The 25450-nt window shown below is 65.3% G+C and carries 22 protein-coding genes and 1 tRNA gene; 8 read left to right on the top strand and 15 right to left on the bottom strand.

Annotated elements, in window-relative coordinates; translation table 11 throughout:
• The first annotated feature begins 45 nt into the window (after positions 1-45).
• The gene (locus VVR85_RS02340; protein WP_368519342.1) at positions 46-909 is read left to right on the top strand and encodes a RecB family exonuclease; all 864 of its coding nucleotides are present in this window, start codon (positions 46-48) and stop codon (positions 907-909) included.
• A 146-nt stretch (positions 910-1055) separates the two neighbouring features.
• Here VVR85_RS02340 and VVR85_RS02335 read toward each other — a convergent pair whose 3' ends face one another.
• The 9 genes from VVR85_RS02335 to VVR85_RS02295 form a co-directional block, all read right to left on the bottom strand.
• A complete protein-coding gene (locus tag VVR85_RS02335) occupies positions 1056-2720 on the bottom strand; it encodes a formate--tetrahydrofolate ligase (RefSeq protein WP_368519341.1) in 1665 nt (554 codons plus the stop codon).
• A 142-nt stretch (positions 2721-2862) separates the two neighbouring features.
• Complete coding sequence (locus tag VVR85_RS02330) at positions 2863-4170, bottom strand: anaerobic C4-dicarboxylate transporter (RefSeq protein WP_368519340.1); 1308 nt, start codon at positions 4168-4170, stop codon at positions 2863-2865.
• Between the two features lie 231 nt (positions 4171-4401).
• Positions 4402-5958, bottom strand: coding sequence for an aspartate ammonia-lyase (gene aspA / locus VVR85_RS02325; RefSeq protein ID WP_368519339.1), 1557 nt, complete (start codon positions 5956-5958; stop codon positions 4402-4404).
• Positions 5959-6070: 112 nt separating this feature from the next.
• Positions 6071-6916 (bottom strand): ATP phosphoribosyltransferase, encoded by an 846-nt coding sequence (gene hisG / locus VVR85_RS02320; protein WP_368519338.1) that lies wholly within the window; start codon positions 6914-6916, stop codon positions 6071-6073.
• A gap of 80 nt (positions 6917-6996) precedes the next feature.
• Positions 6997-7260 carry a phosphoribosyl-ATP diphosphatase gene (locus tag VVR85_RS02315; RefSeq protein ID WP_368519337.1) on the bottom strand — a complete coding sequence of 88 codons (264 nt, stop codon included), beginning with the start codon at positions 7258-7260 and terminating at the stop codon, positions 6997-6999.
• Between the two features lie 51 nt (positions 7261-7311).
• Positions 7312-8073, bottom strand: coding sequence for an HAD family hydrolase (locus VVR85_RS02310; protein WP_368519336.1), 762 nt, complete (start codon positions 8071-8073; stop codon positions 7312-7314).
• Positions 8074-8173: 100 nt separating this feature from the next.
• Positions 8174-8554, bottom strand: a complete 381-nt coding sequence (locus tag VVR85_RS02305; RefSeq protein WP_368519335.1) for a hypothetical protein — start codon at positions 8552-8554, stop codon at positions 8174-8176.
• Positions 8555-8578: 24 nt separating this feature from the next.
• A complete protein-coding gene (mshC, locus tag VVR85_RS02300; protein WP_368519334.1) occupies positions 8579-9817 on the bottom strand; it encodes a cysteine--1-D-myo-inosityl 2-amino-2-deoxy-alpha-D-glucopyranoside ligase in 1239 nt (412 codons plus the stop codon).
• A gap of 93 nt (positions 9818-9910) precedes the next feature.
• Positions 9911-10735 (bottom strand): undecaprenyl-diphosphate phosphatase, encoded by an 825-nt coding sequence (locus tag VVR85_RS02295; RefSeq protein WP_368519333.1) that lies wholly within the window; start codon positions 10733-10735, stop codon positions 9911-9913.
• Positions 10736-10981: 246 nt separating this feature from the next.
• Here VVR85_RS02295 and VVR85_RS02290 point away from each other — a divergent pair, with 246 nt between their 5' ends.
• Entirely contained in the window at positions 10982-12013 is a 1032-nt protein-coding gene (locus VVR85_RS02290; RefSeq protein ID WP_368519332.1) for a hypothetical protein, read from the top strand.
• Positions 12014-12025: 12 nt separating this feature from the next.
• Complete coding sequence (locus VVR85_RS02285; protein WP_368519331.1) at positions 12026-13135, top strand: quinone-dependent dihydroorotate dehydrogenase; 1110 nt, start codon at positions 12026-12028, stop codon at positions 13133-13135.
• Between the two features lie 141 nt (positions 13136-13276).
• Here the strand turns inward: VVR85_RS02285 and VVR85_RS02280 are convergent, their stop codons facing one another.
• Together VVR85_RS02280 and VVR85_RS02275 are read right to left on the bottom strand one after the other, a co-directional pair.
• The gene (locus VVR85_RS02280) at positions 13277-13666 is read right to left on the bottom strand and encodes a hypothetical protein (RefSeq protein ID WP_368519330.1); all 390 of its coding nucleotides are present in this window, start codon (positions 13664-13666) and stop codon (positions 13277-13279) included.
• Positions 13667-13680: 14 nt separating this feature from the next.
• Positions 13681-14217, bottom strand: coding sequence for a YbhB/YbcL family Raf kinase inhibitor-like protein (locus VVR85_RS02275; RefSeq protein WP_368519329.1), 537 nt, complete (start codon positions 14215-14217; stop codon positions 13681-13683).
• Between the two features lie 314 nt (positions 14218-14531).
• Here VVR85_RS02275 and VVR85_RS02270 point away from each other — a divergent pair.
• The 3 genes from VVR85_RS02270 to VVR85_RS02260 all read left to right on the top strand — a co-directional run bounded on the left by VVR85_RS02270 (position 14532) and on the right by VVR85_RS02260 (position 16117).
• Positions 14532-14617, top strand: a tRNA-Leu gene (locus VVR85_RS02270).
• Between the two features lie 110 nt (positions 14618-14727).
• Positions 14728-15477 carry a TVP38/TMEM64 family protein gene (locus VVR85_RS02265; protein WP_368519328.1) on the top strand — a complete coding sequence of 250 codons (750 nt, stop codon included), beginning with the start codon at positions 14728-14730 and terminating at the stop codon, positions 15475-15477.
• Positions 15478-15547: 70 nt separating this feature from the next.
• Positions 15548-16117, top strand: coding sequence for a MarR family transcriptional regulator (locus tag VVR85_RS02260; RefSeq protein WP_368519327.1), 570 nt, complete (start codon positions 15548-15550; stop codon positions 16115-16117).
• On the opposite strand, the gene VVR85_RS02255 is transcribed toward VVR85_RS02260, so the two are convergent.
• Entirely contained in the window at positions 16114-16968 is an 855-nt protein-coding gene (locus VVR85_RS02255; protein ID WP_368519326.1) for a DUF3097 domain-containing protein, read from the bottom strand. The genes VVR85_RS02260 and VVR85_RS02255 overlap by 4 nt on opposite strands.
• Positions 16969-17001: 33 nt before the next feature.
• Between VVR85_RS02255 and VVR85_RS02250 the strand changes: the two genes are divergently transcribed.
• Entirely contained in the window at positions 17002-17778 is a 777-nt protein-coding gene (locus VVR85_RS02250) for a hypothetical protein (protein ID WP_368519325.1), read from the top strand.
• On the opposite strand, the gene VVR85_RS02245 is transcribed toward VVR85_RS02250, so the two are convergent.
• From VVR85_RS02245 to VVR85_RS02235, 3 genes are all read right to left on the bottom strand, one after another.
• A complete protein-coding gene (locus tag VVR85_RS02245; RefSeq protein ID WP_368519324.1) occupies positions 17775-18860 on the bottom strand; it encodes a ferrochelatase in 1086 nt (361 codons plus the stop codon). The two genes, VVR85_RS02250 and VVR85_RS02245, sit on opposite strands and share 4 nt — an antisense overlap.
• A 47-nt stretch (positions 18861-18907) precedes the next feature.
• The gene (locus tag VVR85_RS02240) at positions 18908-20782 is read right to left on the bottom strand and encodes a DIP1281 family NlpC/P60 protein (protein ID WP_368526513.1); all 1875 of its coding nucleotides are present in this window, start codon (positions 20780-20782) and stop codon (positions 18908-18910) included.
• A gap of 869 nt (positions 20783-21651) precedes the next feature.
• Positions 21652-22140 carry a DUF6676 family protein gene (locus VVR85_RS02235; RefSeq protein WP_368519323.1) on the bottom strand — a complete coding sequence of 163 codons (489 nt, stop codon included), beginning with the start codon at positions 22138-22140 and terminating at the stop codon, positions 21652-21654.
• Between the two features lie 376 nt (positions 22141-22516).
• Between VVR85_RS02235 and acnA the strand changes: the two genes are divergently transcribed.
• Entirely contained in the window at positions 22517-25333 is a 2817-nt protein-coding gene (gene acnA / locus VVR85_RS02230) for an aconitate hydratase AcnA (protein WP_368519322.1), read from the top strand.
• Positions 25334-25450 lie beyond the last annotated feature (117 nt).

Raw genomic sequence — 25450 nt, 5'->3', positions numbered from 1 at the left:
CCCTCTACCTTGCCACGTCCGCGCGCGCGATAGGGTAAAAACACCATGACTGAATCTTCCCAGCCCGCTACCCCGGCCCAGCCGCGCAAGCCGCGGCCCCTGGCGCTATCGCCCTCCCGCGCCTCCGACTACCAGCAGTGCCCCCTCCTCTACCGTTTCCGCGCGATCGACCGCCTCCCGGAGCCCAAGACCTTGGCACAGGTCAAGGGCACCCTGGTCCACGCCGTCCTAGAGGAGATGCACGAGCTGCCGCGCGAGCAGCGTACCTATCCGGCCGCGGTGAAGATGATCAAGCCGGCCTGGGAGAAGATGCGCGCCGGGGACGCCGAGCTGGACGAGCTGGTGCCCGAAAAACAGACCCTCGATTTCTTCGTCCAGGCCCGCGCGCTGGTCAAGGGCTATTTCGAGATGGAAAACCCGCAGGGCTTCGACTGCCAAGAAGTCGAGATGTACGTCAACACGGTCCTGCCCAACGGCGTGCCCGTGCGCGGGTTCATCGACCGCGTCGACGTCGCCCCGACCGGTGAAGTCCGCGTGGTCGACTACAAGACCGGCAAGAAGCCGGCGCCCAGGTTCAGCCACTCGGCGCAGTTCCAGATGCGCTTCTACGCACTGGTCTACTGGCGCCTGCTGGGCACCATCCCCACCCAGCTGCGCCTGATGTACCTCAAGGTCATCGACTCGATGTTCTTGACCCCCAGCCGCGAGGAACTCGAGTACTTCGAGCGCGATCTCGGCGAGTTATGGGCGCGCATCGAAGGCGACGGCAAGGCCGGCACCTTCCACCCGAAGACCTCTAAGCTATGCGGCTGGTGTTCCTTCCAGGACCTGTGCCCGGCCTTCGGCGGCACTCCCCCGGCCTACCCGGGCTGGCCCGGCTCGGCGGCCGATGCCGCCCCCACCAGCTAGCCGGCCTGCCGCCGCGCCCGTTATTCTGCCCCGGATCGGCCTGCGGCCCTACCGGCGGAAAGCCCTGCGCAACGCGTAAAACCCCGCAGGCCCGAAACTCGAAAGTTCGGGCCGCGGGGTTTCGCGATCCTTAAGCTATGTAAAGCCTAGAAAAGGCCGGAGATGAGGCCGTCGGCGTCCACGTCGATGTTGTTGGCCGCCGGCTTCTTCGGCAGGCCCGGCATGGTCATGACGTTGCCGGTCAGGGCGACCACGAAGCCCGCGCCGGTTCGCGGCAGCAGCTCGCGCACGTGCAGCGTGTGTCCTTCCGGGGCGCCCAGGGCCTGGGCGTCGTCCGAGAAGGAGTACTGGGTCTTAGAGATGACCACCGGGAGCGTGTCCCAGCCGTTGTCCTTCAGGTACTTCAGGTCCTTCAGCGCCTTGGAACCGTACTCGACTTTGTCCGCGCGGTAGATCTCCGTGGCGATCTTCTCGATGGAAGCCTCGATGCCCTCCGCCGGGTCGTACAGCGGCGCGGAGTTGCCGCCCAGGTTGTCCAGGACGATCTGGCCCAGCTCGAGGGCGCCGTCGCCGCCCTTGGTGAAGACCTCGACCTCGGCCAGCTGCACGCCGACCTTATCGGCCCAGTCGCGCATGAAGTCGCGCTCGGCCTGGGTATCCGACGGGAAGAGGTTGAGCGCGACCACCGGGGTGACGCCGAACTTGCGCACATTTTCAACGTGGCGCTGCAGGTTCACCACGCCCTTTTCGAGGGCCTCGACGTTTTCGTTGGTCAGCTCGTCCTTGGCCACGCCGCCGTTGTACTTCTGGGAGCGGATGGTGGCCACCACCACGGCGGCGTCCACGTTCAGCTCGCCGAAGCGGGACTTGATGTCCACGAACTTCTCGCCGCCCAGGTCGGCGCCGAAGCCGGCCTCACTGAGCACGACCTCGCCGTACTCCAGGGCGGTCTGCGTGGCCAGCAGGGTGTTGCAGCCGTGCGCGATGTTGGCGAAGGGGCCGCCGTGCACGAACGCGGGGGTCCCGCCCAGGGTCTGGACCAGGTTCGGGTTGAGGGCATCGCGCATCAGCGCGGTAAGCGCCCCCTCGGCCTCGAGGTCGCGGGCGGTGACCGGGGCCTGGTCGTAGGTGTAGCCCACGGTGATATCGCCCAAGCGCTTCTTCAGGTCCTCCAGGCTGGTGGCCAGGCCGAGGATGGCCATGATCTCGGAGGCGGCCGTGATGGTAAAGCCGGTCTCCGCCGGCACGCCGTGGGCCGGGCCGCCCAGACCGGTGACGACGCCGCGCAGGGCGCGGTCGTTGACGTCCAGGCAGCGCTGCCAGGTCACCCGCCGCGGGTCGATGTTCAGCTGGTTGCCCTGGTGGATGTGGTTGTCGATGATGGCGGCCAGGGTGTTGGTCGCCGCGGCGATGGCGTGCAGGTCGCCGGTGAAGTGCAGGTTGATGTCCTCCATCGGCACGATCTGGGAGTAGCCGCCGCCGGCGGCGCCGCCCTTGATGCCCATGACTGGGCCCTGGGAGGGCTCGCGCAGGGCCACGATGGCCTTCTTGCCCAGCTTGGCGATGGCGTCGGTCAGGCCGATCAGCACGGTGGACTTGCCCTCGCCGGCCGGCGTCGGGGACACGCCGGTAACCAGCACGAGCTTGCCGTGCTCGCGGGAGTGGTCCAGCTTGGTGATATCGACCTTGGCCTTGGTGGTGCCGTACGGGATGAGGGCGTCGGCGGGCAGGCCGGCCTTCTCCGCGATATCGGCGATGGGCTGCAACTGGTGGGACTGAGCGATTTCAACATCGGATGGCTGAGTAGTCATGGTCCCTATCGTACCGAGCTGGCGCGCCTGAGTGGCCAGTTTCATCCATAGACCCAAAGCGATAGGAAAATCACCCCGGAACCGCTGTTGTACTGCGGCGCCGAGGTGACGAGAAAGCTGGGGATGCCCTCCCCGGGCGGTGCTAGACCACCACTGCCCCGATGGCGTAGCAAAGCACGATGGACAGCACGATGCTGACCACACCCGGGACCAGGAACGGGTGGTTGAACACTGCCTTGCCGATTCGGGTCGAGCCGGTGTCGTCCATCTCCACCGCCGCCAGCAGCGTCGGGTAGGTCGGCAGGACGAACAAGGCGGAAACCGCCGGGAACGCGGCCAGCGCGGTCAGCGGGCTAACGCCCAGCGCCAGGGCGGCCGGCATGAGGGCCTTGGTGGTAGCGGCCTGGGAGTACAACAGTGCGGCGGCCAGGAAGAGCACGACGGCCAGCAGCCACGGGGTGGCCTGGATGACGTCGCCGGCCAGGGCCTGGATGTCCTCGATGTAGTGGTTGATGAGGGTGGTGCCCAGCCAGGCCACGCCCAGCACGCAGACACACGCCGACATGCCGGACTTGAAGACCTGCGTGCTCAGGACATCGCCGGCCGGGATCTTGGTGGCCATGACGATGGCCGTGGCAGCAGTCAGCATGACGGCCATGATGGCCTCGTTACGCGGCAGGGTCGGTTCTGCAATCAGGCCGACCTGCTCCGAGGTGATGGTGGCCCAGAGCATCACGATGACGATGGCGACCAGGAAGATGAGGACCGACAGCTTCGCGCCCGGTGCCGGGGTAAACGAGGAGGCCCCGATGGGCTCCTTAACGCGGCCGGCAGCCTTGCGCTCGAGGTAGACCGGATCGACGGCCAGCTCCTTGCCCATCTTGTTGGCCAGCCAGGCCGCCGGGAAAATGGACAGGAAGGTCGCCGGGATAAGGACGGCCAGCACCTGCAGGTAGCCCACGCCGGCGGGCTCCAGGAGGGACGCCATCAGCACGACGGCTGCGGAAATCGGCGAGGCACAGATAGCCATCTGGGAGGCGACGACCGCAATCGAAAGCGGGCGCGACGGACGCACGCCGCCCTCCTTGGCGACCTCCACGATGACGGGCATGGTCGAAAACGCAGTGTGGCCGGTTCCGGCGAGCACCGTCATCAGCCAAGTGACGACCGGGGCGAAATAGGTGATCTGACGGGGATTTTTGCGCAGCAGGCGCTCGGCCAGGTGGACGAGGTAGTCCATGCCGCCGGCGCGCTGCATGGCGGCAATGGCGGCGATGACGCACATGATGATGCCGATGACATCGAAGGGAATGTCTTCGCGAGTGACCGGCACTCCGGTCAGGCCCAAGGCCAACACGCCCAAGCCGCCGGCGAAACCAATGGCGATGGAGCCCAGCCGGGCGCCCAGGAAGATTGCCGCGAGGACAATCAAGATATGGATAACAACCATGGAGGTCTCCAAACGTTGTAAAAAATTATCACTACGTTACTATTGTGCCCCGCCGGGGTGATTCATCCCAATTGAAATGCTCGGTTGTGTTGATTGCCACACCCGCTTCGGTGGATTGGCGTCCGTTAGGGCAAAAACAAACCCTCCGGCCGCGGGGCCGACTCCCCTATTCAGGGAGCCAGCCGCCGCAGCGGGAGGGCATGCCGAGCGTCGTGCTCTACGCGTTAAGAATTAGTTCTCATCCATGTAGAGCTTGCCGCGGAATTCCGGGTGCATGAGGTTTTCCACGGACAGCACGCGGTCCAGGGTCTCCTCGTCCAGCAGGCCCTTCTCCAGGACCAGGTCGCGCACGCCCTTGCCGGTCTCCAGGGACTCCTTGGCGATGAGGTCGCCGTTGTGGTGCCCGATGAAGGGGTTCAGGTAGGTCACGATACCGATGGAGCTCTCGACGTAGTGGCGGCAGACGTCCGCGTTAGCGGTGATGCCTTCCACGCACTTCTCACGCAGGGTATCCACGGCGTTGCCCATGATGCGGATGGACTGGAACAGGGCCTCGCCGATGACCGGCTCCATGACGTTGAGCTGGAGCTGGCCGGCCTCGGCTGCCATGTTGACGGTGATGTCGTTGCCGAAGACCTTGAAGCAGACCTGGTTGACGACCTCCGGGATAACCGGGTTGACCTTACCCGGCATGATGGAGGAACCGGCCTGGCGGGCCGGCAGGTTGATCTCGTTCAGGCCAGCGCGCGGGCCGGAGGACAGCAGGCGCAGGTCGTTGGAGATCTTGGACAGCTTCATGGCGGCGCGCTTGATGGCCGAGTGCAGCAGCACGTAGGCGCCGCAGTCGGAGGTGGCCTCGATGAGGTCGCGGGCGGTCTTCATCTCCAGGCCGGTGACCTCGGACAGCGCGGCGGTGACCTGGTGGCGGTAGCCGGCCGGGGTGTTCACGCCGGTGCCGATGGCGGTAGCGCCCATGTTGATTTCCAGCAGGCGAGCCTGGGCGTCGCGCAGGACGGCCTGCTCTTCCTGCAGGTTGTGGGCAAACGCCTTGAACTCGTCGCCCAGGGTCATCGGGACGGCGTCCTGCAGCTGGGTGCGGCCCATCTTCAGGATGTCCTGGAACTCGTTGGCCTTCACGCTGAAGGCGTTCTGCAGCGCGTCCATCCGCTGGATCAGCTGGTCGATGGAGGCGTACAGGCCCAGGCGGAAGCCGGTCGGGTAAGCGTCGTTGGTGGACTGGGACATGTTGACATCATCGTTCGGGTTGATGATGTCGTAAGCGCCCTTTTCCTCACCGAGGTATTCCAGCGCCAGGTTGGCGATGACCTCGTTGGTGTTCATGTTGACCGAGGTGCCAGCGCCGCCCTGGAAGACGTCCAGCGGGAACTGGTCCATGCAGCGGCCCTCTTCCAGAATCTGGTCGCAGGCCCACATGATGGCCTCCGCCTTCTTCTTCGGCAGGGTGTGCAGACGGCGGTTGGCCATGGCGGCGGCCTTCTTGACCTGGGCCATGCCGCGGATGAACTCCGGAATGGAGTTGATGGTCACGTACGAGATCTGGAAGTTGTCCATGGCGCGCATGGTGTGCACGCCGTAGTAGGCGGAGTTAGGAACTTCCATCTCGCCGATGAGGTCCTGCTCGATGCGGGACTTCTTCGACTTAGCAGCGGTCTGCTTGGTCTCCTTGTCGGACTTAGCAGAGTCGGAAGCGGTGGAGGCTGCGGTGGTTTCCTTGTCCTGGACGTCCTCAGAAGGCTTCTTAGTATCCTTCTTGGCATTCTTTGCCATCTCGGCGACGCTCCTTTGCGTTTTTCGGGGATGAATTTAAGTACTTCAAATACTTGACCCCCCATGGTAGCTAGCAAAGGAGTTTTAGAATCCTCGCGCCGAAGGTGTACCCCTAAATGCGGGCAATGCGGAGTTCCGAACCCAGAATTGCCTCGGCGCCGAGGCCTGAAAGATCATCCATCAGCTGGTTCGCCTGCTTCTTAGGCACCAGCGCGCGCACCGCGACCCAGCCCTCGCGCGCCAGCGGAGACACCGTCGGGCCCGTCAGCCCCGGGGTGATCTCCGAGGCAGCCGGGAGGTTTTCCTCCGCGATGTTGTAGTCGATCATCAGGTAGCGGCGGGCGTTGAGAATACCGCGCAGGCGTCCCAAGAGGATCTCCTCCTCGCGCCCCACGGTCGCGCCCTTGCGCTGGATGACCACGGCCTCGGAGGTAATCAGCGGCTCGCCGAAAGGCTCCAGCCCCTGCTCCCGCAGGGTGCGGCCGGTGGAGACCACGTCGGCGATGACGTCGGCGACGCCGAGGCGAATGGAGACCTCCACTGCCCCATCCAGGCGAATGACCTCGGCCTCTAAGCCGCGCTCGGCCAGGTCCTTGCGGACCAGATTCGGGTAGGAGGTCGCGATGCGCTTGCCGCCCAGCTGGTCCACGCTCCAGCCCTCGCCCTTAACCCCGGCGTAGCGGAAGGTCGACCCGCCGAAACCGAGGTCGAGGATCTCTTGGACGTCAGCCTTGGCGTCGGCGGCCAGGTCACGGCCGGTCACGCCGATGTCCAGCACGCCCTTGGCCACGTAGATGGCGATATCTTTCGGGCGGAGGAAGAAGAACTCCACCCCGTTGGCTTCGTCGACGACGTTGAGCGACTTGGAGTTGCCGCGGGACTTGTACCCGGCTTCCGCGAAGATGGACATCGCGGCTTCGGACAGCGAGCCCTTGTTGGGCACTGCGATAGTGATCATGCGTGTGTCTTTCTTCCCTGCTCGTGTGTACTCGAATGGACTGGGGGGCGCCATGCGCCAGCGGTAGCGCAGCGCGGGCGCTAGAGGTACTTGTAGATGTCCTTGGGCTCGAGGCCACGGGCCAGCATCATCACTTGGGTCCAGTACAGCAGCTGCGAGATCTCCTCCGAGAGCTCCTCGTCGGATTCGTACTCTGCCGCCAACCAGACCTCGCCGGCTTCCTCGATGACCTTCTTGCCGATGTGGTGCACACCATGGTCCAGGGCGGCAACGGTGCCGGACCCTTCCTCCCGCTCGGTGGCCTTGGTCTTTAGCTCTGCAAATAAATCATCGAAGGTTTTCACGTCATCTATTGTTCCATAGAAATTAGCCAGTAGGTCGCAAGCGCCATTTTTCTACCCCCGATATGCGGTTATCTGCTGCCACCACGCGTAGACATCCGCAGCCCCAGCCGGGGCTAGGTGGCGGTGGCCGTGCAGCTGCGAAATCTGCACCACACCGTCAGGCACGGCGACGTGGTCGTCCTCCGGCAGCCCAATGACCCGGCAGCCCGCCTCGACCGCCGCGGTCATGCCTGCCGTGGAGTCCTCGAAGACCAGGCACTCCTGCGGATCCGCGCCGACGCTGCGCGCTGCCTGGAGGTACATATCCGGCGCCGGCTTGCCGGTGGGCACCTCGTCGCCGCAGATCGTGTCGTGGAAAAACTCCGGCCCGATGGCCGCGATGGCCCCGTCGGCGACGTAGCGCTCCGTGTTGGTGGTCACCAACATCGGCATGCCGTCCGCGTGGAGCTCGCGCAGCAGTCCCCGGACGCCGTCAAAGACCTCCAGGTTGCCGGCGAAAAGTTCCCGCACCTTGGAAAACATCAGCTTCCGGTACTTGGGGTAATCCTCTTCGATCAGCGTGACCCCCGCCTTCGCCGCGCAGATCTCCAGCGTAGTGGCGAAGGTGGAGCCGACCGTGGCCAGCCGTTCCGTCGGGGTCAGGCGCTTGCCCAAGGTCTCCGAGAGGTAGAACGTCGCTTCCGCCCACAGCGGTTCAGAGTCGGTCAGCGTGCCGTCCATGTCCCAGAAGATGGCCCGGGGGCGGGCCGGGAAGCCGGTAACGCCCGGGGTTGTTGCGGCTTGGTCCAGGTGGGACTCGCTAGGAAGCGGCATAGAAATTCGTGACTACTTTCTTCTTGGGTCGGCAAATTCGCGCCCGGGTGCGCGGGCGCGCTGCTGCGCCAGCTATGGCGCCGAGGTGTGGCGGCGGGGGCTAGTCCAGCTCGGGGATCTGCGCCAGGGCCTCGTCGTCCGCGCCGGTCGCGGCGGAGGCGGAGTAAATGAGCTCGGCGAGCTCTTCCTTTTCTTCCGGCTCCAGCACCGCGTAGTCGTTAGCCTTGTTGAAGGCGACCAGCTCCACCTGACGCTTGGCGATCACCGCGGAGAGGACGTCACCGTTCGGATCGTCCGGGACCGCGTCCAGGTCGTCCAGCAAGCCTTCAATAATCTCCTTGAGGTCCGGCAGGACCGCGGGATCGAAGGGCTGGTCCCAGAATTCTTTCTCGTCTTCCTTCAGGTAGTCACCCGTGGCGAAAGAATTAAGGTTGGCAATGAACTCGTCGACGGTGGGCTGGAAATCTGCGCGAATGCTCATGCGCTTAATTCTTACTCAATTCCGCTAAGCTCGCACGCCGAGCAGGCTCCGCAGCGCGACCGTCACCAGCTGCTGGGCGGCCGGATCGTCCTCCCCGCGCTCGCCGGCGGCCCACTCGTCGAGCGCCTCCAGCACGCGCGGAGTATCCAAGTCGTTGGCCAAGGCGGCGCGGATGTCGCGGACCAGTTCCTCGGCCCGCTCGCGGGAGCCGGCGTGCTCCAGGGCCTCGCGCCAGTGAGAAAGGCGCTGCTGGGCGGCGGCCAGAACCTCATCCGACCAGTCCCGGTCGCTGCGGTAGTGGCCGGCGTAGATGCCGATGCGGATGGCCGAAGGCTCCACGCCCTGTTCCACCAGCTTGTGGACGAAGACGAGGTTGCCCAGGGACTTAGACATCTTGGTCCCGTCCAGCCCGATCATGCCGGTGTGGACGTAGAAATCGGCCATGCGGTCCACGCCCAGGCCGGCCTCCGCGTGGGCGGCGGAGAACTCGTGGTGCGGGAACTTCAGGTCGCTGCCGCCGCCTTGGATCTCGAAAGTCTTGCCCAGGCGGTTGGTCGCGATAGCCGAGCACTCGACGTGCCAGCCCGGGCGGCCGGGCCCGAACGGGGACTCCCAGGCCGGCTCACCGTCGCGGTGCGCCCGCCAGAGCAGGGCATCCAGCGGGTTGCGCTTGCCGGCGCGGTCGGGGTCCCCGCCGCGCTCGGCGAAGAACTTCTCCATCTCTTCGCGGCTGTAGTTGGACTCGTAGCCGAACTGCTCCGTGGCCTCGATGGAGGCGTAGACGTCCGGGTACTCCGGATCGTCGACCACGTAGGCGGCGCCGCGGTCGAGCAGCTTCTGGACCAGCTCGACAATCTCGTCGACCGCTTCCATGGCGCCGACGTAGTCCTGCGGTGGGATGACCTCCAACAGCTCCATGTCGGAGCGGAAGAGATCGATCTGGGAGGTGGCCAGCTCGCGCCAGTCGACGCCGTCGCGCTCGGCGCGTTCAAAGAGCGGGTCGTCGACGTCGGTGATGTTCTGCACGTAGTGGACGTCGTGGCCGTTGTCCATCAACATGCGGTTGACCAGGTCGAAGGTCACGTAGGTCGCCGCGTGCCCAAGGTGCGTGGAGTCGTACGGGGTAATGCCGCACACGTACACACCCGCCTGCGGGCCGTCGACCTTAACCTCGCGGACGGCGCGGTCCGCGGAATCAAAAAGCTGCAGGGGAACAGAAGCGCCCGGGACGGGCTGAATTTCGGGCTGGGGCCAAGTATGCATGCCCACCATCGTAACGCCGAGTCCCGCTGACGCGCATAACGCCACAGCCGGGCCTGTACGACCCAGGGGCGGTTGCGCCGTTAGCCCTACTCCTTAAGGCTGCAGCACGCCGAAGGCCAGCAGGGCCATGACAAAGAGGCCGACCGGGATGCGGTAGGCAGCGAACCAGGAGAAGGAGTGGTTGGCCACGAACTTCAGCAGCCAGGCGATCGCGGCGTAGCCGACGACGAAAGCGATGCCCGTGCCGACCAGCAGCTGGGTGCCGGTGGCGGACTGCCCCACGGTCGGGCCGAAGGCATCGCCCAGCGAGAACAGGCCGGAGGCCAGCACCGCCGGGATGGCCAGCAGGAAGCTGAAGCGGGTGGCCACCTCGCGGTCAAGCCCTAAGAAGAGGCCGCCGGAGATGGTGCCGCCGGAGCGGGACACACCCGGGATGAGAGCCAGGCACTGGCACAGGCCCATGATGATGGCGTCCTTCATGGTCAGCTCGTCGAAGCCGCGGGTCTTTTTGCCCATCTTTTCGGCCAGGATGAACACGAAGGAAAACAGGACCAGCATGGCCGCGGTGATCCACAGGTTGCGCAGCGCGTCCCGGATGAGGTCCTTGCCGAAGAAGCCGATAATCCCGATCGGGATGGAACCGACGATGACCATCCAGCCCATCTTCCAGTCCTGGCCGCGCGAGTCCTTGTCGACCCAGCCACGGAACCAGCCGGACAGGATCTGCCAAATCAGCTTGGCGAAATAGACCACGACGGCCAGCTCGGTGCCGAGCTGGATGACCGCGGTGAAGGAGGCGCCAGCGTCCTGGCCCCAGAAGAGCTCGGAGACAATGCGCAAATGCCCCGAGGAGCTGACGGGGAGGAACTCGGTAAGGCCCTGGACTACCGACAAGACGATGACTTGCAACCAGGACATATCTGATTGTTCTACGCCTGCTTGGGCGAGGTACTGCACGTTATTCACCCGGAACAGCATACTGACGCCCCCGCCACCCACGCGAGGACCACCCCGGGCGAGTCTGACTTTCGAAGCAAGCTCACACCTTCCGGACAGTTCTGATTAACTCGCGCCGCCTCCCCACTGCCCCGTGGCGTTCCCGGCCGATTCCGGCGGCTGGTGGGACTGCTGGATTTGGAGGTCTCACTGCTAGGATGACTGTTTGTGACTTCTAAGACCGGTTTCGCAGTAATGACTGTCTCCGCAGTCTCCGCCCTGGCTCTGGCGGGGTGCCAACAAACCCCGCCGGAAGAGGAGGCGGACGACTCCGCCACGGTCGGCAACGCCACCCCGGCTGAATCCCCCGCCGCCGCGGATCCCGACGGCGAGGTCGCCCAGCTCCCCCGCGAGGTCGCTGAGGTAACCGACATGGCCGCCACCGGCGAGACCATCGCCGTGCGCAGCTCCGATCACCTGGCCGTGGGCGATGCTGCCGCTTTCCAGGACGGCTCCGCCGCGGTGGTGGAGATCCCGACCGATTGCGGCCAGCTTTCGGCCGCCGACAACGAGTTCCTGCTCGGCTGCGGCACCGAGGTTCTCTCCTTCGACCCGGCCCGCCCCACACAGCCGGAGAAGATCGCGGTCGACGAGGAATTCCCCGTCACCGCCGCCGCCCGGACCTCCACCGGCGAGCTTTTCGTGGCCTCCAACCAAGGCTCCGACGTCGCCATCTACAAGGACGGAAAGCGCAGCGATTCCTTTGCCGTCGAGGACCCGACCGACCAGCTTCTGGCGGTACCGAACCAGGACGGCACGGACAACGTGGTGCGTACCCTGCGCGCGGATTCCACCATCCAATCACTGGATTGGGAGCAGTCCCGCGCGGGCGGCCGCCTGCGCGTCGGCGTCGGCCTGGGCCAGGCCTCAGTCGGTGAGAACGGCACCATCGTGGTTTCCGACACCTTGGGCAAGCGGATCGCTATCTACAACGCCGAGGACGTCATCCGCCTGCACCAGTACGGCAACACCGACGGGGTGCCGTGGGCCACGGCCTGGGACGAATCCCGGCAGCTGGCGTGGACGACCACGACCGACAACAACCAGGCGCAAGCCTTCGAGATCTCCAAGGGCGTTCCGGAGGAGCGCGCCAAGGTCTCCACCGTGGCCAACGCCCAGCACATGGTCGCGCTCAGCGACGGAACCATCGCGATTGCCTCCGCCTCCGGCGACGGACTGCAGATCATTAAAGACATTTAAGGAGTTTCCACCATGCCCACCATCTTCCGCACCGTCCGGGGCAAGGTTTACGATGCCGCGCTCAAAGCCATGTTCCAGATCGATGCCGAGCGCATCCACCACCTGATGAGCTCGGCCCTCCACGGCTTCCACGTCGCGTGGCCGGTCAACCGCGGGCTGAACAAGGTCCTGCCGGTCAAGGACCCGGTCCTGCGTCAGACCGTTTTCGGCGTGGACTTCCCGCGCCCGCTCGGCCTGGCCGCCGGCTTCGACAAGAACGCCACCGCGGCGGACGCCTGGGGGCCCATTGGTTTCGGCTACGCCGAGCTCGGCACCGTCACCGCGGCCGCCCAGCCGGGTAACCCGGCTCCCCGGCTCTACCGCCTGCCCAAGGACAAGGGTCTGCTCAACCGAATGGGCTTCAACAACCAGGGCGCGGAGGAGGTAGCCCGCAATCTGCGGGCCCGCCGCAGCGACGACGTCATTGGCATCAACATCGGCAAGACCAAGGTCACCCCGGTGGACCAGGCCGTCGACGACTACCGCCGTTCGGCCTCAGTTCTGGGATCGCTGGCCGATTTCCTGGTGGTCAACGTCTCCTCTCCGAACACCCCGGGCCTGCGCGATCTGCAGGCCGTGGAATCGCTGCGCCCCATCCTCACCGCCGTTGCCGAGGTAACCCCGGCCTCGGTCTTGGTGAAGATCGCCCCGGACCTGTCCGACGAGGACGTCCTCGCCGTCGCCGACTTGGCCCGCGAGGTCGGCCTGGCCGGCATTGTCGCCACCAACACCACCATCTCCCGCGAGGGGCTCAAGACCCCGGCCGCAGAGGTCGAGGACATGGGCGCCGGCGGCGTCTCCGGCGCGCCGGTGGCCGCGCGCTCCCTGGAGGTCCTGCGCCTGCTCCACGAGCACCTGGGCGGCGAGCTGCCCATCGTCTCGGTCGGCGGCATCTTCACCCCGCAGCAGGCCTGGGAGCGCATCACGGCCGGCGCCAGCCTCCTGCAGGGTTATACCCCCTTCATCTACGGCGGCCCGGACTGGATCCGCGACATCCACCTAGGGATTGCCGAGCAGATCCGCGCCCACGGCCTGAGCAACATCAGCGAGGCGGTCGGCTCCGGCCTGCCGTGGAAGAACTAATCCCTTCCAACAAGGAGCGAAACATAAACAAAAGCTAGGGCTGCCTTCGCAGCCCTAGCTTCTTCTTTTCGGCGCTTTTCATTTCTAGGTAGTGTGCCAGCGCGTCCGGCCGCCCGCCAGCCCGTGCTGGGCACTGACTTCCTAGGAGCGAGGGGCCAGGCTGCGGCGCAGCACGAGCGCGCAGACCAGCGCTAGGCCGGCGTAGATGAGCAGCCACCACTGGCCCATCACGGCCAGCTCGGCACTGGGCAGGAAACGGCTGGCGATGATAATCAGCACCGCCCCGCCCAGGGCCACCACCTGAGTGATGCTGGGGCGCTGGTCCTTGCGGATGGTGGCGAAGGCGCCGATGATGAGCGCGGCGACCACCAGCGCCACGCGGGCTGGGGTCCACACGAAGGGGCTCATCCACCCTTCGGTGAGTACCGCGACGATGGTCATGATGACGAGGACGAGTGCGACGGCGATAAAGGCTCCGCCCACTCGCAGCTGCAGCGGGATCGTCACCCCGGGATTGTCGTTGTTGGCCATAGGGTCAGTGAGGACTACTTCTCCTCGTACCAGCCCCACAGGATGGCGCGGCCAATCGCGTGGAAGTGCAGGTTGAAGCCCAGCACCGTCGGGGTGGCGTCCGGATCAATGTCCAGCTTTTCCGTGTCCACGGCGTGCACTGCGTAGAGGTAGCGGTGCGGGGCGTGGCCGGCCGGCGGCTGCGGCCCGTGGTAGGTGCGCTTGCCGGAGTCATTGCGCAGGGAGATAACGCCCTCGATGCCGAGGTCTTCGGCGGCGCCCGCGTTGGTGGGCAGCTCGGTGACATCGGCCGGGATGTTGAAGGCCGCCCAGTGCCAGAAACCGGCGGCGGTTGGGGCATCCGGGTCGAAGCAGGTCACGGCCAGGGACTTGGTGCCCTCCGGCAGGTTGGACCACTCCAGCTGCGGGGAGATGCTCTCCGGCGCGCGGAAGCGCTCTTCGATCTCGTCCCCGTCGACGAGGTCGGACGAGGACAAAGCGAACGACGGGAGATCCCGCAGCGGCGCATAAGGATCGGGGCCAGGGAATCGAGAATCGTTGTAAGAAGTCATACTCCCATTTGTACCGGAAAACACATTCCGTGTCTGTCAGTAACGCGCACCATATTCATCCTCCCACCGCACCCCAGAGTTTGGCGCAGTTCAAAAAGTGGAACTGCGCCGCCAGTTGCCCCGCCAGTTGCCTGGACCGCGCCCGCGGAGGGCAGCCGCCCTCCCCTTGCCCACTCGGGGAAGGAAAGGAACTCCCTAACAATGGTTCCATAATCACGCGGGCGTTTACGGCCCTGTGCTGGCGATTTGTTTGCCCGCCGCCGGCAGGCTAGAGTTTTGGGAGTGCCGAAGCCGGTAACGGCTGAAAACACCCTGCCCGGGTGGCGGAATGGCAGACGCGCTAGCTTGAGGTGCTAGTGTCCTATTAACGGACGTGGGGGTTCAAGTCCCCCTCCGGGCACAATGACTCTCCCGCGTTCTTCGAACAAGAACGCGGGATTTTTCTTTCTGCACCACGTCGACTTCGCACAACACTGATAGAGAGCACAGGCATAGAGCAAGGTGGCCGGCATGCACGATGAAAACTCCGCGTGGGGCTGGTTGCGCAGCTTCGGCAGCTTCTTGGCCCAGGTCGCGCGCGACGCCGTGCGCACGCTGTGTGGGTTGGGCTGGCGGCGTTGGCTGGTCATCCTCGTGGCCGTGGCCGCCCTCGCGGTGGCGGCGCGCTATGTCGACGTACCCGAGTTGGCCGACCTGCGGGCCGGCGCGCAGCAGTACGGCGATTTCTTCGTAGTGCTTTTCGCGCTGTCCTATATCGTCTTTACCCTCTTTCCCCTTCCGCGGACCATCTGGACCGTGGCGGCGGGCATCCTCTTCGGGCCGGTGCTAGGGCTTAGCCTGGCGCTGGTCTGCCTGACGGTATCGGCCGCGCTCGCCTTCTTGGGCGTGCGCAAGCTCTTCGGCGAGTGGATGCGCCCGCGGTTATCCCACCCGGCGGTGGCCGGACTTAACGCCCGACTGGCCCGCCGCGGCTGGCTGGCCATCTGCAGCCTGCGCATGGTGGCGGGCGTGCCCTTCTCCCTACTCAACTACACCGCCGCCCTGACGAGTATCCCGTTCTGGCAATTCGTCAGCGCGACTTTGGTCGGTTCCATCCCCACGACGGTCATCGGTGTCTTCTTCGGCGAGGCCCTCACGAGCGGGCTCTCCCCCTGGATCCTCGCCGCGTTCCTCCTTGCCGCAGCCGCCGGGCTGGGCGGCCTCTATGTTGAGTCCCGGCTACCCCAACCTCAACCAAGTCAAGCCCAGGAAGTAGACTAAGAGAAAAGGTCAAGGCTTTTACCTTGCCATAGTTCCCTATTGGCCACTTCCGGGAAGGAGCTGGATCCCTATGCTCGCCGTGCACGCTCGCTACCGCGGTTCCTCCATGCACCGCGCCGACCTCGTCAAGCGTTCCGCCCAGGCGCTCGCCACCCTCGACGGCGTCGACGATTTCACCATCCTCGGCGTGGAGGACATCTGCACCGTGGTCGACTCCCCCTCGTCGGTCTGCGAGGTCGTCATGGCGCTGCTGGCCGACGGCGATTGGGCCGTCGGGATCGGTCTGTGCCCCGGCGCCACCGACAAAGCCGTGGCACGCGCGACGGCCTCCGGGGCCTTGGGGCGCTCCGCCCGCGCCGGCCAGGTCCGGGCCAAGACGGACGTGCGCGCCCGCAAGTCGGAGGCGGACGACATCGCCGCCGCCTTCGGACTGCTCGGCTACGTGCTCCATAAGCGCACCGCCGAGGGGCGCGAGGCCACCTCCCTGGTGCGTTCCGGCTACAACCAGAACGAGGCGGCCGAGCAGCTCGGCATCTCCAAGCAGGCCATGTCCCAGCGCCTGCAGGCCGCCGGCTGGGCGGCAGAGAGCGCCGGCTGGCAACTAGCCGTCCGCCTTTTGGAGCGCGGCAACCAGGCCTAGAGCAGGTCCTCCTTGGAAAGCTCCGGGGTGGTCACGAAATCCACCAGGCGCTCGACTGCGCCGATCAGGCTGGGCTCTAGGTCGCGGAAAGAGTTCACCGCGCTGTAGACGCGGTGCCAACCTTCCTTCGGATCGGACCAGCCCACGCGCTTGCAGATGCCCGTCTTCCAGTCCTCGCCGTAGGGCACCTCCGGCCAGCTCTTAAGGCCCAGGCGCTCCGGTTTTACCGCGGCCCAGATATCGATGTACGGGTGCCCGGTGACCAGGCAGTCCGGGCCGACCGCGCGGGTCAGCCGGCTCTCCTTACTGCCTTGGACTAGGTGGTCGGCCAGCACGCCAATGCGGCGCCCGGGCTCGGGGCGAAACTCCGCGAGCCGCTCCGGCAGGTTGTCTAAGCCCTCGAGGTATTCGACGACCACGCCCTCGACGCGCAGGTCGTGGCCCCAGACCTTCTCCACGATCGCGGCGTCGTGGATGCCTTCGACCCAAATGCGCGACGGCGCGGCGACTTTGGCCTCGAGGTTTTCCACCCGCCGGGAGCCGGAGTTCGAGCGGCGCGGGGCTTGCTTTTCCACGTAACGCACCAGGGTCACTGGCTTGCCCTCGATGAGGAAGCCGCCTTTGACTAGGTTGAACACCCGCTCGTTGCCGTGGCGGTCGGCGAGCCGAACGACCTCGCCGAAGACCGTCTTATCCACGCCTTGGACCGCCCCGGTAAATTCCTGCTCGTCCCCGCGGACCTCCACCACGAGCCCGGGTTCGGCAGGCACCTCGGGGTAGTTCTTCGGCTGCTTGCGCGCGTGTCCGGCGAAAATATCGCCGCCGTAGGGGTCTCGGGAGTTGAAGCTCATGGCGGAATATCTTATCTACTAGACTGTCCCGTCATGGATATGCGCGCCGAGGTGTGGTTACCACTGCAAAACACCGCCGTCTGGTTGGGAGCCTGGCTCTACCACCACGAGTCGGCGGATGCGACGCTGCAGGCCCTCGAGGAGCTTGGCGGGCCGGTCTATGTCCGCCACGGCGAGCCCGGTATTGAGCTGCTGCGGCTCATCCGCGACAACGCCGCAGACGACGCCGAGCTGTCGCCGGGCTCCCGGCCGGAGCCGGCGCTGCGGTTGATTCTCTCCGGCCCCGGGGATCCTCCCGCCCTGCCCGCGGGTACGGAGGCCGCGGAACACGTGGCGGCGAACGGGGCCGGCGGTATCGTCGTGCGCACCGCAGATCCCGACCGCCACCTGGTCTTAGCCCCCGACTTTCACGACGGGGCGACCTGGTGGTTCGCCTACGAGGTGGCCGGGCGCCTGCCCGAGCCGGCCTGGCTCAGCCCCGGCGAGGCGAACGCTGTGCTTTCAGCTGCGACGGAAGAATCCGCGCAGCTCATCGAGGCCACCGGGCAGCGTAAGATAAACGCCGCCGACGCCCGGCTTACCGTCGGCACGCTCGCGGATTTCTACGACACCCCCGGCCTGCCGTCGTGCGTGCCGGGGCGCGCGGCTAAGCTTTTCGCCCGCGCCGATCGCGTGGCGGCCATCATCGAGACCGTCACGGATCGCCTGGGCGATCACAGCCTGGATCCCCAGCTGCTGCGCCTGTGGCGGCACATCCGCCAGGCGCGCATGGCCGGGGTGGCCTACGCGCTCAGCGATTTCGCCCGCTAGCTGGATTTACGCAGCGACCAGATGTCGCAGCAGCCCGGGGCGCAGGGCTCGCCGTTGACGGTGCAGCCCTGGGTGGTGACCTCGCCTAGGTCCTCGCGGGGCGCGCCGGCGGTCATCTCTTCGACGAGATCGACGATCATCTCGGTAAAGGCCGGGGTCGGCCCGGCGGTCCGGGTGCGCGACATCTCGACCCCCATCTCGCGGCAAGCCTCGGCCAGCTCCGAGTCCAGGTCCCAGATGACCTCCATGTGATCGGAGATGAAGCCCACCGGACAGACGACGATCGCATCCACGCCCTCGTCGTTGTGGATGTCCGTGGCGTGGTCCACGATGTCCGGCTCCAGCCACGGCGTGGCCGGGTTGCCGGAGCGGGAGTTCCACACCAGGTCGTAGCGGCCAATCCCCGCCTGCTCGGCGATGAGCCGGGCCGCCTCCGCCACCTGGCGGGAGTAGAGGTTCTTGTCGCCTTCCGCGCCGCCGACGGCGTCGTGGGCGTTCGGCACCGAGTGGGCGGTAAAAAGCACGCGGGTGCTGTCCCACTTGTCCTGCGGGATCTCCGCGCACGCGTCCTTGAGCGCGCGGGCCATCTCCCCGATGAACTTCGGGTGGGAGTAGAACTGCCGCAGCTTCGTGAACTCAATCTCGGGCAGACCCTGCTCCGCCAGGTGCTTACGCATGGCGACGATGTCCTCGTCGTACTGCCGGCAGGCGGAGTAGCCGCCCCAGGCGGAGGTAGCGAAGACGAGCGCGCGGCGCACGCCGTCGGCGGCCATCTGCTCCGCTGCCTCGTTGGCAAACGGGTGCCAGTTGCGGTTGCCGAAGTAGATGGGCAGATCCATGCCACGGCGGGCGAGCTCGCCCTTGACATTGTCGATGATTTCGCGGTTGAGCCCATTGAGCGGGCTGACACCATCGAAGTGGAAATAGTGCTCGCCGACCTTCACGAGGCGCTCCCGAGGGATGCCGCGGCCGCGAGTGACGTTCTCCAGAAACGGGACGACCTCCTCGTTTCCTTCCGGGCCACCGAAAGAAAGAACGAGGAGGGCGTCATAGCCAAGATTAGTCTGTTGTGCGTCAGTCATAATCCTGACAGTACCAACTAAAGTTGGTGGCTTAATATTTGGCGACGCTAGATGAGACGTACGGCATACGGTGCCATACCCCCGTAACGCACCGGAGATTTCTGCACGTTCTGGCCCGACTGCGGGGCCTCCAGCATCATGCCGTCACCCAAGTAGATGGCGACGTGGTGCGAGGCGTTGGGGCCGTAGAAGATCAGGTCGCCACGCTCCATCTCGGAGGTCGGGATCTTCTCGCCGTGGTTGTACTGGTAACCGGTGAAGTGCGGCAGGGAGATGCCCACGCCGGCGAAGGCGTAGAGCACCAGGCCAGAGCAGTCGAAGCCAACCTTGTTGTAGTCGCCGAAGGAGTCGGCCACGCCGCCGTCGCGGATACCCTGGGTCGGGCCGTTGGCGTCGCCGCCGCCCCAGGCGTAAGGCACGCCGATCTGGGACTCGGCTCGCGCGATGACGGCCTCGATCTGAGCCTCGCGGCCCATGTCGGAGACAGCGTCGCTGGCCTCTTCGGTCACCGAGTCAGAGGTCTCGAGCTCCTCCAGCACGCCGCCCAGCTGGCTCGTCAGGTCCGCGTCCTCTTCGCCCTGACCCTCGCCCTGCAGGGCCGGAAGGCTACCGGTGGACTCGTCCGCGGTAGCTTCCTCGAGCTGCGAGTGCACCGGCTGAGAACCGGCCACAATGCCCTCTGCCACGGCCATGGCCGCGCTCGACAGCACTGCCATGTCCTCTGCCGAAGAACCATTCTCGCGTGCGCTCAGCTGGTCACCGGAGTCGGCATCGCCGGCACCGGAACGCGGTGCCGACTCGAGCCCCTGCACGGTCGGCTCATCCTGCTGCGAGCCGTTGTTGCCCGCGCCGGCGCTCTCCGCGCTGGTGGAGGTAGCCGAGGAATCGCGGGCCTCGGTCGGCTCCGCGGATTCAGACGAACCAGCGGACTCAGTCGAGGCAGAAGACTCGGATGCGGAGGCGCTCTCCGAGGTCGAGGCCTGGGCCGAGGTGCTGTTTTCAGCGCCCGCGCGAGTGGAGGTCGACTCCTCCCGTGGGGCGGCCGTCGAGGTCGCAGTCGCGGACTGCGAGCGGCCGCTAGCAGCAGACTGGTTGTCATCCTTGTCGGCGTCTTCAGTGCCGCGGTTAGCGCTGTGCGAGTGACCGCGGGCCGCATCCAATGCTTCCTGGGCGTCTTCTTCCTGGTGCGCCAGTTCGTCGCGCTCGGCGGAGATCTTTTCCACCTCGGCCAGGGAGTCTTCCAGGGTCTTACGGGCGTCCTCTTCGGCGGAGGTCGCGCGCTCCTCGCGCTGGTCGGCCAGTTCCTTGGCCAGGCGCAGCTGGGATTCCTTGTTGGCCTTCTGCGTGCGAACCTTTTCCAGGTCTTCGACGACGGCACGCTGCTTATCGGACTGGTCCGCCAGGTAGCTCTGGCGCTCCAGCTTCTCCGCCCGCGCGTCGGCGCCGGCGGCGTTGGTCACCGCGTCCGAGGTGCCGGAGCGGCGGTAGACCGAGCGGGAAATCTCGTCGAGCTTTTCCTGCGCCTTTTCGACGTCGACCTGGGCACCGTTGAGCTCTTCCTTGGCGGTGGCGGCGCCGTCGCGGGCCTGCTGGGCCTCGGTGCGCGCGTCCTGCAGGTCGACCAGGGCTTGGTTGACGATCTCGCGGTAGCGACCGATTTCGCCTTCCAGGCGAGAGATCTCGCCTTGGACGTCGGCAATGGCGCCGGCGACGTCGGAGATCGAGCTGCTGCCGCGGGTCAGTTCCCGGGTCAGGCGCTTCAGGTCGTCGCCCGGCTCATCGGCGTTGGCAACGGTCGGGGTCAAAGTGGCGACGGTAGACAACGCTGCTGTACAGGCAACAGCGGAAAACGCCGCCCGGAAACGGGACTTGAAAGAACGGCCGGAATTACTCCGCGCGTTCACATTGGATGTGGTGGCCACGAATATGCTCCTTGGCCAGCAAGCTAGGTGTGTTGAGACAGGCCTACCTCGCACAAAGGTATGCCGAAGCCGCAGGTTCTTAACCGTGAGCAAAAAGCGCGCTCACCCATCCCGTCTATGGGAACGGCTGTTGGGCGGACTCAGGCACAGACTTCCCCATCGGCATGAGCTCCGGGCGCAGCAGCCACCCCGCAAATCGGTCATCGCGGAACGAAAGACCGTCGGTATGGGCACGACACTTAACAACAAAGGTAAAGGCCTACGGCTTGTCTCCTCCTAGCCTGTTGGCAATACAAAGATTGGACATTAACTCCAACCCATGGGCCAACTGTCAGACGCGGCAAACGGGTGAACCCCGACCACAACGGCCCTTCGCCCGGTCTTGGCGTGCTTCCCCACATGCCCGTACCGCGTACGTCTGGACGTTCCAGTCAAGCCTCACTCCGTGAACCATGTTCCACAATTCACCTCATGAGTTGCTATGGAAACCATAAAGCACACACGCCACATCTCGCATATGTTTCTCACAAACCACACGAGTTAAGTAAAGTCACAGAACTTAACATTTCGCCGTCACCAGCACCGTTACCGACTTGAGACTAAGCGTGTGAGTTTCGTCACTTTCCCGCTTTTCCTGCGCGATCATGTAACGAGCGACCCACCGATCGGCATACAGATCGAAAAAGTGGTCAACCCTAGAAGGTTGACCACCGCGATTTAAGACGGCCTCCGCTAACACCCGCCGACCCCGATTTATTCCCGGGCCCCACGTCCAGAAGCGGCCATATCGTTACATTGACTAGCGTTACGCTCTTAGCGCGGGCGCCAAGCACCGGCGGTTGCGCGCGCCATCGGCGGCACCCGCACCCCTAGGCTGGCGCCGGTTCGGTTCGCTGGACGCCGCCGACCGCCCGCCGGAAGGCCCAGATTGCCCCGACCACGGCAAGAACCGCGACCATAACCATCGCCGCGGAGACATAACTAAACGGAGTCTGGTCGACGCCGGCATAGAAGGCATCGAGGGCCTCGGATTGCACCAGCCCTGTAGGGACCCCGGCCTGGGCAGATTCAATCTCGGCGCGGGACAAGGAATCACTAACCACAGAGATAGTTCCGGGAGACTGGACGATGACCGTATCCAGGCCGGTGGCGTCCTGCAGCTCCTGGGCGACGTCGCGATAATCGGCCGGCGAACCGCCCGCGATGTCCACGACGGCAATCCCGTCGCCGTCCCGCAACGAGGCCTGCGCGTCCGCCTGCGCACCCGGGTCCCCCGCTAAAACGGGGTTAGTAAATGCAACCGAATCCTGGTCCAGCTGTTCCGCCAAGTCCGGAACATCTACCCCTTGCGGAATCATCGTCTCGTCTCCTTGTCGCATCCCAGGTCCTTCCCCAACAGTGCGTTGAGCTGGGAATAGACCGGACCCGGTGGGATTGTTTACGGGGCCACATTACGCATCAACTCGCACCCCACGCGCATCCGACTCGCCGCGAAGCGTCAAAATGCTGGAAACAGAACGCGCGTACTGTTATAGTTAAGGCAGTCGACGGTTCAGCCATCTATGATGGATAAATGAACCATCGCGTTCACGTCGTCTCCGAAGTATATATCCCATGGCTATTAACTTCGCCCTAGTTTCCCGCTCACGCGGGGCGCCCGGGCGAGTATGCGGAACTAATACCTGAGCGACGATGGCGAACATCTTAGTTCTCAAACAAGGAATGGAGCTCCCTGTGACTGAAAGCTTGAACTCTTTCGGCGCCAAGAAGACTCTTGACGTCAACGGCAAGTCCTACGATTACTTTGACATCAACGCTGTCGAGGGCATGTCCAAGCTGCCCTACTCGTTGAAGGTCCTCGGCGAGAACCTGCTGCGCCACGAAGACGGCAAGAACGTGACCAAGGAGCACATCGATGCCCTGGCCAACTGGGACCCGAAGGCTGAGCCGGACACCGAGATCCAGTTCACCCCGGCCCGCGTTCTGATGCAGGACTTCACCGGCGTTCCCTGTGTGGTCGACCTGGCCACCATGCGCGAGGCCGTGTCCGCTCTGGGCGGCACCCCGGATCAGGTCAACCCGCTGAACCCGGCCGAGATGGTCATCGACCACTCCGTTATCACCGAGGCCTTCGGTTCCTCCGACGCTCTCGAGAAGAACGTCGAGATCGAGTACCAGCGCAACGAGGAGCGCTACCAGTTCCTCCGCTGGGGCTCCGAGAACTTCTCCAACTTCCGCGTGGTGCCCCCGGGAACCGGTATTGTCCACCAGGTCAACATCGAGTACCTGTCCCGCGTCGTCTTCGACAACGAGGGCCTGGCTTACCCGGATACCTGTATCGGTACCGACTCCCACACCACCATGGAAAACGGCCTGGGCATCCTGGGCTGGGGCGTCGGCGGCATCGAGGCCGAGGCTGCCATGCTGGGCCAGCCGGTTTCCATGCTCATCCCGAAGGTCGTCGGCTTCAAGCTGACCGGTGAGATCCCGGTCGGCGTGACCGCTACCGACGTCGTTCTGACCATCACCGAGATGCTGCGTCAGCAGGGCGTTGTCGGCAAGTTCGTCGAGTTCTACGGCAACGGCGTCAAGTCCGTCCCGCTGGCTAACCGCGCCACCATCGGCAACATGTCCCCGGAGTTCGGCTCCACCGCGGCCATCTTCCCGATCGACGAAGAGACCATCAAGTACCTCGAGCTCACCGGCCGTCCGGAAGAGCAGATCGACCGTGTCCGCGAGTACGCCAAGGCACAGGGCATGTGGCTGGAGCAGGACGCTCCGGAGGCCGAGTACTCCGAGTACCTCGAGCTCGACCTGGGCACCGTGGTTCCGTCCATCGCCGGCCCGAAGCGCCCGCAGGACCGCATCCTGCTGTCCGAGGCCAAGGAGCAGTTCCGTAAGGACCTGGGCAACTACACCACCGACGAGGCCATCGTCGACGAGACCACCGTTGAGGCCAAGCGCATGACCGACGAGGGCGGCGCTCCGGACGACGACGTCGACGTCACCGGCGGCCTGAACCAGTCCCGCGCGGGCAACAACGAGTCCGCCGCCAAGGGTTCCTCCGGACGTCAGTCCCACCCGGTCGTGGTCAACTCCCCGAACGGTGGCGAGTACACCCTGGACCACGGCATGGTGGCTATCGCCTCCATCACCTCCTGCACCAACACCTCGAACCCGTCCGTCATGGTCGGCGCCGGCCTGATTGCCCGCAACGCGGCTAAGAAGGGCCTGCACTCCAAGCCGTGGGTCAAGACCATTTGCGCCCCGGGTTCCCAGGTTGTCGACGGCTACTTCCAGCGCGCCGACCTGTGGAAGGACCTCGAGGCTCTGGGCTTCTACCTCTCCGGCTTCGGCTGCACCACCTGCATCGGTAACTCCGGCCCGCTGCCGGACGAGATCTCCGACGCCATCAACGAGCACGACCTGGCTGCTACCGCAGTCCTGTCCGGTAACCGTAACTTCGAGGGCCGCATCTCCCCGGACGTCAAGATGAACTACCTGGCGTCCCCGATCATGGTCATCGCCTACGCTATCGCCGGCACCATGGACTTCGACTTCGAGAACCAGGCCCTGGGCCAGGACCAGGACGGCAACGACGTCTTCCTGAAGGACATCTGGCCGTCCACCGAGGAGATTGAGGAGACCATCCAGTCCGCTATCTCCCGCGAGATGTACGAGGCCGACTACGCCGACGTCTTCAAGGGCGACGACGCATGGCGCAACCTGGACGTTCCGGAGGGCGAGACCTTCGAGTGGGACGAGAACTCCACCTACGTCCGCAAGGCACCGTACTTCGAGGGCATGCAGCTCGAGCCGGGCGACGTCGAAGACATCAAGGGCGCTCGCGTCCTGGTGAAGCTGGGCGACTCGGTCACCACCGACCACATCTCCCCCGCTTCCGCCATCAAGCCGGGCACCCCGGCCGCCCAGTACCTGGACGAGCACGGCGTGGCCCGCAAGGACTACAACTCCCTGGGCTCCCGTCGTGGTAACCACGAGGTCATGGTCCGCGGTACCTTCGCGAACATCCGCCTGGCTAACCAGCTGGTGGACGTGACCGGCGGCTACACCCGCGACTTCACCCAGGAGGGTGGCCCGCAGGCGTTCATCTACGACGCTGCTCAGAACTACAAGGAGCAGGGCACCCCGCTGGTCGTTCTGGCTGGTAAGGAATACGGCACCGGTTCCTCCCGTGACTGGGCTGCTAAGGGCACCAACCTGCTGGGCGTCAAGGCCGTCATCACCGAGTCCTACGAGCGCATCCACCGCTCCAACCTCATCGGTATGGGCGTGGCTCCGCTGCAGTTCAAGGACGGCGACTCCCACGAGTCCCTCGGCTTGGACGGCACCGAAACCTTCGACATCGTTGGCCTGAGCGAGTTCAACAACGAGGGCCACCCGAAGGAGGTCCACGTCACCGCCACCAAGGAGGACGGCTCCACCGTCGAGTTCGACACCGACGTGCGCATCGACACCCCTGGTGAGGCTGACTACTACCGCCACGGCGGCATCCTCCAGTTCGTGCTGCGCCAGATGGTTAAGTCCTAAGCTGGCTAGGCTCGATATAGCCGCACCCTGAAGTTAGAGGGGGCTGCACTCCCGCGGCGTCAACCTGCGGGAGCCTCGCGGCCCCCTTTAGCTATACCCGCACCCGCCCCGCGGGGC

It is taken from the genome of Corynebacterium sp. LK2590 (assembly GCF_040946105.1).
Taxonomy (GTDB): Bacteria; Actinomycetota; Actinomycetes; order Mycobacteriales; family Mycobacteriaceae; genus Corynebacterium.
The sequence above is the reverse complement of the archived record's forward strand: the minus strand, read 5'-3'. Positions and strand labels throughout refer to the sequence as shown.